The organism is Psychrobacter sp. AOP7-B1-25, from assembly GCF_052376195.1.
Taxonomy (GTDB): Bacteria; Pseudomonadota; Gammaproteobacteria; order Pseudomonadales; family Moraxellaceae; genus Psychrobacter.
This window is the reverse complement of record NZ_JBQSVK010000020.1, coordinates 18,860-31,848: the sequence shown is the minus strand read 5'-3', so window position 1 is coordinate 31,848 and position 12,989 is coordinate 18,860. Positions and strand designations below refer to the sequence as shown.

At 42.2% G+C, this 12,989-nt stretch carries 9 protein-coding genes; 6 read left to right on the top strand and 3 right to left on the bottom strand.

Going from position 1 to position 12,989, the window contains the following annotated elements:
• Positions 1 to 188: 188 nt before the first annotated feature.
• The 4 genes from ACT3QR_RS12510 (at position 189) to ACT3QR_RS12495 (ending at position 6,453) form a co-directional block, all read left to right on the top strand.
• Positions 189 to 3,122 carry a ComEC/Rec2 family competence protein gene (locus tag ACT3QR_RS12510; RefSeq protein ID WP_444521659.1) on the top strand — a complete coding sequence of 978 codons (2,934 nt, stop codon included), beginning with the start codon at positions 189 to 191 and terminating at the stop codon, positions 3,120 to 3,122.
• A 248-nt stretch (positions 3,123 to 3,370) separates the two neighbouring features.
• Positions 3,371 to 4,423: a signal peptide peptidase SppA gene (sppA, locus tag ACT3QR_RS12505; protein ID WP_444521658.1), complete on the top strand. Its 1,053-nt coding sequence runs from the start codon at positions 3,371 to 3,373 to the stop codon at positions 4,421 to 4,423.
• A 282-nt stretch (positions 4,424 to 4,705) separates the two neighbouring features.
• Entirely contained in the window at positions 4,706 to 5,596 is an 891-nt protein-coding gene (locus ACT3QR_RS12500) for an alpha/beta fold hydrolase (protein ID WP_444521657.1), read from the top strand.
• 68 nt (positions 5,597 to 5,664) lie between these two features.
• A complete protein-coding gene (locus tag ACT3QR_RS12495; protein WP_444521656.1) occupies positions 5,665 to 6,453 on the top strand; it encodes a lysostaphin resistance A-like protein in 789 nt (262 codons plus the stop codon).
• Positions 6,454 to 6,533: 80 nt separating this feature from the next.
• Here the strand turns inward: ACT3QR_RS12495 and dusA are convergent, their stop codons facing one another.
• From dusA to ACT3QR_RS12480, 3 genes are all read right to left on the bottom strand, one after another.
• Positions 6,534 to 7,517: a tRNA dihydrouridine(20/20a) synthase DusA gene (dusA, locus tag ACT3QR_RS12490; RefSeq protein WP_444521655.1), complete on the bottom strand. Its 984-nt coding sequence runs from the start codon at positions 7,515 to 7,517 to the stop codon at positions 6,534 to 6,536.
• Between the two features lie 131 nt (positions 7,518 to 7,648).
• Complete coding sequence (locus ACT3QR_RS12485) at positions 7,649 to 8,953, bottom strand: MFS transporter (RefSeq protein ID WP_444521654.1); 1,305 nt, start codon at positions 8,951 to 8,953, stop codon at positions 7,649 to 7,651.
• Positions 8,954 to 9,175: 222 nt separating this feature from the next.
• Entirely contained in the window at positions 9,176 to 10,810 is a 1,635-nt protein-coding gene (locus ACT3QR_RS12480; RefSeq protein WP_444521653.1) for a phospholipase D family protein, read from the bottom strand.
• A gap of 431 nt (positions 10,811 to 11,241) precedes the next feature.
• On the opposite strand from ACT3QR_RS12480, the gene ACT3QR_RS12475 reads away from it, so the two are divergent.
• Positions 11,242 to 12,534 carry an O-succinylhomoserine sulfhydrylase gene (locus ACT3QR_RS12475; RefSeq protein WP_444521652.1) on the top strand — a complete coding sequence of 431 codons (1,293 nt, stop codon included), beginning with the start codon at positions 11,242 to 11,244 and terminating at the stop codon, positions 12,532 to 12,534.
• Positions 12,535 to 12,614: 80 nt separating this feature from the next.
• On the top strand, positions 12,615 to 12,944 hold the full coding sequence (locus ACT3QR_RS12470; RefSeq protein ID WP_193005110.1) for a YbaB/EbfC family nucleoid-associated protein: 330 nt from the start codon (positions 12,615 to 12,617) through the stop codon (positions 12,942 to 12,944).
• Positions 12,945 to 12,989 lie beyond the last annotated feature (45 nt).

Here is a 12,989-nt window from a genome sequence, read left to right as displayed (position 1 = left end):
GAGTAATATATGGTGAGTAGGATAAAGGTTAGAATACACAGAATGGTGGTGTCAGATAGTTACCACTTAATACGTTGCTTCAGTATAGGGTAATATAAATATAAATGCTATTGCATCACGTGTCATTTGCTATGGTAAGTAACCATATCTGGTAGAATAATATGTAAGTCATCAAGCAAGGAGTGCTGGTGTACTGGTTAATTGGTAGCCTCATAATTATAGTTATGATGGGTGTATTGGCAGCCTCAGATAATGTGAATTTGCCAACTGATCTATCCTTGCTAGATATGGTTAGTACGACCAGTCTGTCTTTGGTGCTTATTGTTTTTGCCACGATTCTGATTGCGTCTACTCAATTCAGCATACCCTCGATAGGCCGCCACAACGCTGATAAAAATACCTCTAATGGTACATTTCGTCGTAACAAATTTCCTTTCCGAATTATTAGCTACTTGGTCTTAGCTTTGTTAGCAACTGTGCTAGTAATAGGTAGTGCACTGCAAGCTTTGATTACTCATCAACAAGCAGAAACCACTGAAATTACTGTGCCTATACGTGTGCAAGCGCTCGTGCGTATCGAAGGGTTGAGCGACAGTGTCTACGATGCCACTACAGATAGCAGTTATCGACAAGTAGCAGTAATAACGAATATCGCTCCATTGGTCGCTGAGCTCACACCGACAGAGTTAGCGGCTAAAACCTCCGACTACTTAGATGTTAATAAAAATAGCCTAAGTATTAATAAAAATGTTAATTTCAACGAAATTGGTATCAAAGTCAGCGAACACCGAATCTTACTTAACGCCTACCCAAGAAAGTCTACAAATGATAACCAGCTTTCATCCTTAAACGATTTGCAGCCCGGTGATGAAGTATTCATGAGCCTTGCACTAGCGCCGTTGGCTACTTCTAAGCAAGCATCAAACAATCCTACTGGTTTTGACAGTTATCGTTGGTTACGAGGTCGGCACATTGATGGTGTTGCAAATATTTTGGCTGTTAGTCCTACATTGGTAAATAGCAATGAAATCAGCAATGAGAAACAAGCCAAGCAGTCTCTAGATTCTGATTCGTATCTTCAGCGCTTCCGTACTTATATTGATCAAGGGCGTTGGCGATTACGACAGCATTTCTATCAAGACTGGTCAGCGCATACGACAGCAGAGCAACAAGCAAAAGCCGTTACATTAAGTCTGCTCACGGGTGATCGTAGCTTAATTAATCGTGATACTAAGGATTTATATCAACTGGCGGGCATTTCGCACTTGCTCGCTATTTCAGGCACACACGTACTATTTTTAGCGATTGTGCTAGCAGGTATAGTCGTACTGCTGTTTGATCGTAACTATTCAGCGATTTATCGTCGCACTCCGCGTTGGCAAGTGCGCTGGTGGGTGATGATTGGTGCTGCTTTTATTTATGCGCTATTTACTGGTTTTGACGTGCCGGCTGCTCGTACGGCTTGGATGTTATTAGCGATTGGATTTGTCAGATTAACATTGCTTCCTATCAGTACGATGCGCGTGCTATTGGCACTGGCTGTATTGATGGCTTGGCGTGACCCGTATGTATTATGGCAGGCGGGGTACTGGCTGTCTTTTATCGCAGTGGCTCTACTGCTCAAGTATGACGATAAATCGTATGAGCACCAGACTACTGCTGCTACGACTATATATGATGATAAACAGCGTACTCATATTAGTAGCGCACTATCTAGCCGTATTTGGCAAATGGTCAAGCGTGTATTTAAACTACAGTTTTGGCTGTTTTTGACTTTACTCCCTGTTACGTTGCTTTTATTTGGTAAGGCATCGCTATGGGGGATTTTTATCAATTTATTTGCCATTGGGCTATTTGGCTGGGTGATTGTACCGTTCAATTTATTAGCAGGGCTGTGTTACCTTTTGGTGCCGAGTATCGCTGATATTCTTTGGATTATTATTAGTACGATTGTCGGTCATCTACACGATCTGATGAGTTGGCTGACGTCATTGCCAGCGCTGTCGGATGCGTGGCTCTATACACCAGTTAATATCGCGTTACTATCGATGGCTTTGCTAAGTGCATTGCCTTGGCTGATGCCACGAGGTTTGCTCAGTCGTTGGTTAACGTTGCCACCATTAACGTTGCTGATGATGACGGTATACGCCAATCATCAGTCATTTGTAACGGTACCGACTCTATATATTTTGCCAACAGGTGATTCGTATGTAACAGCGGCATTGCTGCAATATCCTACCGTCAATGAAGATAGTACCAATTGGTTGTTCTTAGCCGATCATAGACCAGCTTCTACACGAACGATGCCAAGCAGCCTGATAGCCGACAAGTTATCTGAAAATTTAAAGCAGCAATTAGGTGGTTTATCTGTCAAAAAATTAGAGAGCATTGTCGTACAGAGTAGCAGTGTCGGCCTGACTGATACGTTAACTCCTAACAATAAGAATATTGCTGCTGATACTAGAGCTTCTAACTTACTACCGATGACCGTTGTACAATTAAACAAGCAATTGCCTATTAGCCAATATTGGCAAGCAGGGCGCTCTGATCGCTGGCCTACATTTCAGCAAGCTTACAAAACAATCAGACAATCTGAAAATAAGCCCACTATCAGCGCCCAACATTGCAAGCAAGGAAAAATATGGCAGTCGACTAACGATGAATTGTCATTACAGGCCATCACTGGTTGGAGCGAGATAGGCGATGCCAGCGTTTGGGACTGTACGATTGCTCTTGATACCAACTTGCCTATACGAGTTCTAAGATACAATGCAGCAGATCCACTCAACTCGTTACCTGTTAGCCCTCAAGCGCAAATAGCCACTAATCAGGTAACTGGCAAACAGTTAGAGTCCTCCCAGTCACGTTTGATTTTAAATACGGATACTCATCAACGCGTTTGGCAACTGTGGTCATTATTATGTTCAGCTGAATCGAAACATGAGGACATACTATTCAAAAATACAAGGTGGCTTGGTCATAGTACCTCGCAAATTACAGCTGACGTTATAAATAGTCAGAGAGTCGACGAAGTTATAACTTATGACAACAAACCTTCAGGGACGGCGTTATCGCTAGACAACATTGATAGTATTCGCAATGCTGGAACTGCTAACCCTTAAAAGTAAGGCTTATATTATCAGCGTTACAATATAGTGATATTTCACAGTTATACTATTGAACCATTATCGAAATACCACCATACTTAGCAGCCTGTTAATACAGGTCATTGACTATTAATATAGTTAGCTGATTATTAATACAAGTCACTGGTACTGTGAGAAAGTGTCAGATACAAACCACCGTTCTAACTGTATTTCTCGATAACCTCATTTTATTGTTTTAGATTGTTTTTAACTTAGGAAGTTATATGCCCAACTGGCCACCAGACCCTAACAAACGTCCTGATAACTCGGCAAATCAGCCAACGCAACAGCAGCAACCAAGCCCGCCAAGTGGACAAGAATGGAAAGTGCTAGAAAACACATTGTTAGCGAGTGTCGTTGAGCAGCGCCGCGCCCGTCGCTGGAGTATCTTTTTTAAACTACTGACCTTTGGTTATATCCTATTGATATTTTTGACCCTTGGTCGTGGTTGCAGCAGTGCACCAACAGGTATGGATGCAGTCGATACGAGCACTCCGCATTTGGCAGTGGTTGAGCTACAAGGTGTCATTAGTAATGACGATGTGGCCAACGCATATGATGTTAATGAAGCTTTGAGAGACGCTTTTGCAAACAGCAACTCAAAAGCAGTAGCATTAGATATCAACTCACCTGGCGGTTCACCAGTACAGTCTGATGAGATTTGGCAGACCATGATGGACTTACGCCAAGAGTACCCAGAGAAGAAGCTTTATGCTGTCATTGGTGATATCGGTGCTTCAGGCGCTTACTATATTGCGTCTGCTGCAGATGAGATTTATGTCAATCCTTCGAGCTTGGTTGGCTCTATCGGGGTCATCATGCCAAGCTATAATGTTGAAGGCTTGATGGACAAAGTTGGCGTAGAAGACCGTACCATTACAGCTGGTGAGTATAAAGATATCTTAAGCTTGTCTCGTCCATTGACTGACTACGAAGAAAAGCACGTTGAAGGGGTGCTTGCCAACACGCATAAGCACTTCATCAATGCTGTCAAAGAAGGTCGCGGTGACCGTCTGAAAAATCCTGAGCAAAACAAACTGTTTTCAGGGTTGTTCTGGACAGGTGAGCAGTCTATTGAACTAGGTTTGGCAGACGAAACAGGTAGTATTACAAGTCTGGGTAAACAACTAGACCTTGATACTATCATTAGCTATAGTCCAGCTGATCCGTTCCAAATGTTTATGGATCGTTTTGCAGTGAAGTTAGGTGCAGGTATCGGCTCTAGCGTTAGTCTTGATGTATTACCACAAGAAAGCAACACTGGACAGATGCGTTAAGCGTTTTATGTTTTAAATATAATGTGTATGATTGTTAAGGCTGAGCATATAATTGTGCTCAGCCTTAATTGTATGCAATACCAAATAAAAAAATCTTGGTCTGTGTGTTAGTCTGATTAAATTGGATATACATCTATAACCATCAAACACAGTCGTCAAATTTGCCATATAAACATGGTTGGTTTTGAAGAGGTTAGTTTTGATGTTATTGATTTTAATAATGGCAAAAGGTTCAATCATTAAAAATAATATATAACATAAACGATCCCACGAGAGTCTGTCATGAGTGATGAAATAAATTTGCAGTCCTTCACTGCACTACCTGTCTCTAAAATAACCAATAAACCTGTGCTGCATTTTGCTCATGCTAATGGAATGCCAAGCGCTGTATATGAGCCGTTTTTCGAAGGCTTATCAGAGTTTTTTACGATTGAGTATATTGCGATGTTGGGTGATACGCCGGATTATCCAGTAGATGATCATTGGCGTAGTCTGACGCAGCAAATCATTGATAGCGTGAAAAATGCCTGCGAAAAGCATGGCGTCGCACAGGTAGTAGGAGTGGGGCATTCGCTTGGGGCTATGTGTACGATGCAGGCCACGTATCGTCAGCCTGAGCTATTTGCACAAGCTGTGCTTATGGATCCGCCTTGGGTTTATGGCAAAGTCAGCTTGTTGTGGCATTTGGCAAAGACAGCAGATAGATTACCGCTGATGAATAATCGTCTGATGGACAAACTATCACCAGCTGGCGTGTCAAAGCATCGCCGTGATGTGTGGGATAGCCGCGACGATGCGTACGAAAAAATGCGACATAAAGGATTTTTCAAAAACTTTGATGAGCGTAGCTTTCAAGGATATATCGATCATGGCCTACATGAGCGTGCGGATGGTAAAGTGACGCTAGCTATCCCTAAAGCCAATGAGGTCGCTGTGTTCCGTACCAATCCGTCTTGGTATTGGCTTGCACCAAATCATGGCCCTAAAGTGCCTGTGACTTTAATTATTGGTCAAGACAGTATCTTTTTAAAACGTCGCTTTCCGCAGCAGATAAAATCGCGTCTGGGTATTCCTTACGAAACTCATGAAGGAGGACATATGTTTCCACTTGAGCATCCAGAATCTGTCTCAACGCAGGTTTTAGGATTGATTAAGCAGAAATTGTCCAAATAAACGCAACATACCCTCAGTAATGTTTGTAATATATATGAGCTGCCAGAGCATTTTTAAGTGATACCTTTATGCCAAAAAACGTAATTGCTCCATCTAGTGCAACCGCTTCACCTAAGCCTATGCCGCTATTTTCACGCGTGGGTACATTCGTGCTAACCGTAGGGATGGTACTTGCATTTTTTATCAGTCAGTTGATAAGTATTTATATCGCTGGCAAGCTGGTGTTACCTGCCGATGAAAAAACATCGATAGGGCGGATATTCTTTTTTGGTAGTAATGATGGAACAGTAGTGAGCCTGTCTATACTCATTGGCAGTGTATTGCTAGTGGCAATTAGCGTACTTATCATTCGTTTGAAAGGTGGTAGTCTGCGTCAATATCTAGCCTTAAAGCCGTTCTCACTATCGGTGGGTATAGGAATGCTTGGGTTACTGCTGATATTTATGATTGCCAGTCAATCGCTGACGTATGTACTTGATATGGCGCCGTTGGTGTTCGTTGATCCGCTCTATCAGTCAGTCAGTTCGGTTTGGCTATTAATCTTTGCAATGGTCGTCGTCGCACCTATTTATGAAGAGATGGTCTTTCGCGGTATACTGTGGTCTGCTATCGCGGAACAGTTTACAGCACCATCATATTCAGAAAACTATGGTGCGATTGTCGCCAGCATTGTGACAAGTTTGATATTTGCTGTTATCCATGTGCAGTATGGTATCTATGAGATTAGTACCATCATGGTATTGGCATTGATATTTTGCTATGCCCGTATCAAGTCAGGCTCGCTATTACTGCCAATCGTGCTACACGTTGTTAATAATGGCGCAGCGATGTGGCAGTATATTGCGCAAGTCGCATAGATGAGATGCTAGTCATAACGACGGCTGGCATGTAAATGCTATCGAGCCAGTCAGATACCAAATTTGGCTATGTATCAGAATTACGCATCAGGATTTAGCGATAACACTTCATCAGCAGCTCGTTTAATATCATCGATTGTCAGATGAGGTTTACCGCTTAATGCTTGGCGCCATTTACGTGCGCCCATCAAGCCTTGGAATAGTCCTAAATAATGCCGTGTCATCGTCGGCAACGCTTCGCCTTTTCCAATTTGTTCTTCGAGATATGGGTAAAGCTGCGCTAAAATCTCCGAGCGCTTTGGTATCGTCTCAGGGTTTGCCTCTCTCCATAAGCTATTGGCTTCTGCTAATAGATATGGGTTGTGATAAAACGCCCGACCAATCATAACGCCATCGATGTGCTGCAAGTGCATTTTTATATCTTCAATTGTATCGATACCGCCATTGATTTCGATATCTAATTCAGGAAAGTCCTGCTTTAGACGGTACACATCATCATAACGTAGCGGTGGTATCTCGCGGTTCTGCTTAGGGCTGAGCCCTTGCAACCATGCCGTACGCGCATGTACGATAAAGCGGGTACAGCCTGCCGCTGCGACTGTCTGCACAAAATCTACCATAAACTCGTAACTATCAAAGTCATCAATACCAATACGATGTTTGACCGTCACTGGAATATCGACTGCGGCTTGCATATGCTTGACTAAGTCAGCAACGATTTTAGGCTCAGCCATCAAACAAGCACCTATCTTGTTGTGCTGTACGCGATCTGAAGGGCAACCGACATTAATATTGACTTCGTCGTAGCCATACTGCTGAGCAAACTCCGCGCACTGCGTCATCTCATTGATATCTGCACCACCCAGCTGCAATACAAGAGGATGCTCAAGCGTATCAAAGCGCAAATGCCGTGCTCGATTGCCATGTATCAATGCACCAGTACTGATCATTTCTGTATATAGATAGGTGTGCGGATTAAACAGCCGCGCAAAATAGCGATAATCTGTGGTAGTCCAATCGATCATCGGCGCAACTGAGAGACGTTTGTTGGTCATATCAACCATGGTGGTTAAGCCTTAATATTTGTGTCTTAAATAAATGGAGAAGGTGCAATGGATGAGACATACCATTGCACCTTATTTTCAAGAGTTTCAAGCGCTTCAAGCATTATGCGAAGCGGTAATTGATCATTTACCTATAAAATAACATGATCAATCTTTTTCAATTCAGGTAAATTATAAAAATAAAGCCCCATGATAATACCGATAAAGCCAATGAAGGCAATGTACAGTGCTGGCGAGAAGCTTATTAAAGTTGTAGCGTAACCAAGACCAAAAGGTATCAAAACGCCAATAATACCCTGTGTGACATTATTGCAAAAAGCGACGCCGGTGAGACGTACATTAGTCGGGAAAAGCTCTATCAAGATAGCAGGAACCATACCAATCACGCCAGCACAGAAGCCTAAAATTGCATACATAATCAGGATATAGTCACCACCTGCTTGCAGATGATAAAAGAACGCCAGCATTTGGGCAATCAGCAAAATAGAACCGATTACCAACACTTTACCAAAATTCTCATGATTAGAAATCATCCCATAAAATATACAGCCAAAAATTATAAATATGATAGCCAAGCTATGAGAAAATCCGAATATATCACTGTCCAATGAGAAGTTGATCTCTATTAAATCTGGTAATAGTAAAACGATAACCGTAGAAATGCTAGAGATGACTAGTGTCAAAACCATACCAATGAAGATTGAATGTTTACAGTGTTTAAAAAGTAGGGTCAGCGGTTTGCCTGAATTTTTGCCCGTCTTCGGTTTTACGAGTGCCAAGAAAAAAGGCGTCTCTCCAACCATCCGCCACACTAATAATGGCAAAGCACTTAGTACAGCAGCAACTAAAAATGGCAAACGCCATCCATATTCAGTTAACTCAGCTGTCGTCATAAAACTAGAGAGCCACATAAAAAATGTATTTGAAAACAATACGCCGACAAAGAAGCTGGCTGTAACATAGCTACAGGCTACTGATAGATACTGCCTGGGCACATGCTCCGCTACAAACACCCAAGATAAGGGGACATAGAGTCCGTATGCCATTCCCTGTATTATTCTCAATAAAATGAACAAAACAGGGGCAACGATGCCCCATTGTGCATAAGTTGGCAAAAATGCCATGGCTAGAAGACTGCATGCGGTGACTATTATACTTAGCAATAAAACTGGTTTTCTACCTTTTATGTCGCCATAACGACCAAAGAGAATGCCTCCAATTGGACGCGCTAAATAACCAATGACAAAAAGCCCCATCCCTTGCAGCTTAGCAACTCTAGGGTCAGCATTAGCAGGAAAAATTGCTGCTGTCACAATATCTGAGATGTACAAATAAATCAAAAAATCGAAAAATATCACAGCGCTGATGAGGCTAATGAACATCACTGTGTTTCTGTCTTTAGTAGACATCAAGGCGTATTGAGAACGAGACGGCATAATAAATCACATATCCACAGAGTAAAACGGTTATTAGGACGATCATCATTTGGATAACCGCCCATGGTAAAAACGGCAAATCAAGATATATAAAAGATGATTTGCCGAAACAATAGGTTGGGTGTCTTAAATAAAATTCTTTGAGTGGTACTTTGCTTACTTAATACAACTGAATTACAAAATTAAGTGTTCTAGAGTTTTTTAAATTAAAAAACGGAGTATTTACAGCAGCCAGTCAATAGGTAACCAAGACATAATGGTCAACCAAACATGGTCACTCATATCTACTCGTGGCTCTGAGTCGTAGACTACTTTTTCACCTTTTTCCATGGTATGCCATTGCAAGTAACCATTTTCTAGTAGCTTGACTTCATACGCTTGGTTTAACAAGTTATCGCTCAACGCGCCGTGTAGCTGCCTCGCTAGCTCGTCATCATTGATAATCACACCCATTTCGGTGTTGATGTTGGCAGAGCGTGGATCAACATTGTATGAACCAATAAAGACTTGATAGTCATCTACTGCGAACGTTTTCGCGTGTAGGCTAGTCGATGATTGACTACGTGCTCGCCACAATTTGTTGTCACGTTTTTCTTCAGCAGCGGTTGATTTTAGTTCGTATATTTTGACGCCTGAACGAAGCAGGCGTGGTCGCCACTGGCTATAGCCAGAATGAACGGCTGTCACATCGGTCGCATCAAATGAGTTAGTCAATATCTTAATATCAACACCATTTTCAGCCAGCTTAACCAATGTATTAACGCCATCTTTGGTCGGTACGAAATAAGAAGAAATAATTGTCAATTTCTTGGTTGGGCTACCAAGCAGATTGCGCAGTTGATGAACCAAGTTAGTATTGGTAGGAACTGTTTTGCTTAGTTTGCCGACATCATCACTCAAAAACTGCATATCTGTCCAACGAAAAGGTACACGCTTATTGACCAAGTCACTATCTATCGTAGAGTCTTGAATTGCAGCTTTATAAACTGTCAAGCTGCTACCTTCGTTGTTTTTCTCATCTAGGCCGAGCTTATCTAACGCCTCTATAAAATCAGGTGTGACATCGCTATCGAATTTAGCTAAGGTTTCGATGTCGAATGATAAGGGCGATGACCAGTAGCTATCAAAACTATTGTCGATATCTGCGACGACTTTACCAATTAGTAAGACATCCAAGTCTGCAAATTGACTACTTTGGTCATTGCTGAGATATTCGTTGCCGATATTACGGCCACCGATGATGGTAATCTGCTTATCAAAAGTCATGCTTTTATTATGCATACGGCGATTGATACGTGGCAGACCAGTTACATAGTTCAACGTTGGGAACTTACGATGCATCAAAGGATTTATGATACGCACTGCAATGTTAGGATGGCTGGCAAAGCGTAATAAATGCTGATCGAACTTGGCACTATTATTAAAATCGTCTAACAATAAACGCACAATAACGCCGCGCTCAGCCGCGTCCCATAAATCTTTCAATAGAAGCTGTCCAGCCTGATCGTTATGCCAAATATAGTACTGTGCATCGATATTGCGTGTGGCCATATCCGTCAAGATGCTACGAGCGGCAAAAGCATTCGCTCCTGTTACGATTGGATGATAACCAGATAAATCAGGGTGAATATCTTTTTGCGCACTAATAGCCGAGACTAGATCAGTGCTACTGGCTTTAATAGTCTCATCTTGCGTCGTCTGCTCTTCTGAATATAGGGCTTCTACACGTGCTGATAGTGCTTGGCTTTCCGGTAAATGCGGCTTTTTGGGCAAACTTTGGCAAGCACTAAGACCTAAAGTCAGTCCTAGTGTTAGACTCAACGATAAGCTGCTTGGTTCTATACTGAACATCGACATAACAAATTTACCTTAAGGAGCCTAAATGTACTGATAAATAATCATTCTAAGTGTTCAACTCACTCTTTTTAGATGAATTGCCAGACTGTTGTTGTATTACGCGAGGCAAAATCTAAATCGTCGCTAAGCTTAGCAGCTGTTATGATATCTGCCTATTATAAATACGTTATTTTTGTTAGATTTGATGCACGAAATCATTGTTTTTTAAGTATTGTTTAAATGTATATGTGACAAATTTTAAGTAGTCAAATTGGCATATCTTTGGTATTCAAAAATAATATTTGGTCGCTATTTGAAACCAGCTGTATGGAATAAGTCGTCATGATATGATAACGCTGATGAATTCGGTCAACAATCAGAAGAATAAGCAGTCACTTTATATCAATTAACATAATAGCAATTAACATACCAACCAACGTAATGGAACGTTTATGAGTCAGTCGAAAAACCATGATGAGAGTAGTTTGAACCAAAAAAACCCAAATGATGGGTTAGATCCAAACTGGCGTAACGATGCCTTAGATTTAGGGCTTGATTATGGTATGCAGACCATTGCCGTGCGGGCAGGTCAACATCGTACAGACGAGGGCGAGCATTCAGAACCTATTTTTACCACCAGCTCTTATGTTTACCGCTCAGCTGCTGACGCTGCTGCTCATTTTGACGGTACAAAAACAGGCAATGTCTATTCTCGTCATACCAATCCAAGCGTACGTACCTTTGAGCGTCGCTTAGCCGCACTAGAAAACGCTGAACGTGCGGTTGCAACGGCTTCTGGTATGGGCGCTATCTTGACCATGTGTTTGGCATACCTCAAAGCGGGCGATCATTTGCTAGCAGCCAACCAGTTATTTGGCTCATCTATCGGTCTGTTCAACAACTATATGGCCAAATTTGGTGTGGAAGTTAGCTATGTGGATTGTTTCGACAATGAGGCATGGGCCAATGCCATTCAATCAAACACTAAGGTGATTTATTGTGAAAGCCCAAGTAATCCATTAGCGCAGATTTGTGATCTTGGTTATCTGAGTCAATTATGTAAAGCCAATGATATATTACTTGTCGTTGATAATTGTTTTGCGACACCAGCACTGCAGCGCCCTCTGGACTTGGGAGCTGATGTAGTGATTCACTCTGCGACCAAATATTTGGACGGTCAGGGTCGAGTGTTGGGCGGTGCGTTGGTTGGTAGCGACAAGCTGATGCAAGAAGCATTTACCGTGGTGCGCTCAGGCGGTATCAGTATGAGTCCCTTTAATGCTTGGGTATTTACCAAGGGGCTTGAGACACTCAAATTACGTATGCAAGCACATTGTCAAAATGCCAACCAAGTCGCAGAATTTTTGGTCAATCACCCTAATGTGAGTACTGTACATTTCTCAGGACTGAGTGATCATCCTGCGCACGAACTTGCCACACGTCAGCATCATATGAAAGACGGTTACGGTGCTATCATGGGTTTTGAAGTCAAGGCATCTGATAGCCGTGACACAAAAGAAGCGGCGTGGCACGTGATTGACTCGACACAAATGGTCTCTATCACCAATAACTTGGGCGATGCCAAAACGACAATTACCCATCCTGCAACCACTACGCATTTCCGTCTAACTGCTGAGGCTCGTGCCGAAGCTGGTGTTAAAGATGGTCTGATTCGTCTGTCGGTAGGTTTGGAAGATGTGGAAGATATTATTAAAGACTTAGCATGTGGTTTAGACAGTTTGTAAAGATAACGGTATAATTGCAGTTAGCGCTTTATATTAGCAAAATATCAATCATTTATTATTAAAAAGCAAAAGAGGTAGCTATGAACATTCAAGCATTGATGCAACAAGCACAAACGATGCAAAAGAAAGTAGAAACGAACGTTGAAAACGCTAAAAAAGAGCTTGCTAATAAAGAAGTACAAGCAGAGGCGGGCAGCGGCTTAGTTAAAGTAACGATGACAGGTCGTCACGTGGTTAAGCGCTTGACCATCGATCCTAGTCTACTAGAAGACGAGCCAGATATGATCGAAGACTTGATTGCGGCTGCTATCAACGATGCGGTTCGCCAAGCAGACGAGTTGTATGAAGAAACTATGGCTGGAGCGACTTCAGGTATGGGTCTGCCACCAGGTATGCAAGGCATGTTTTAAGCGGTAAATATGTCATACTGAAGACAAAAATGGGGTTGTTATCGA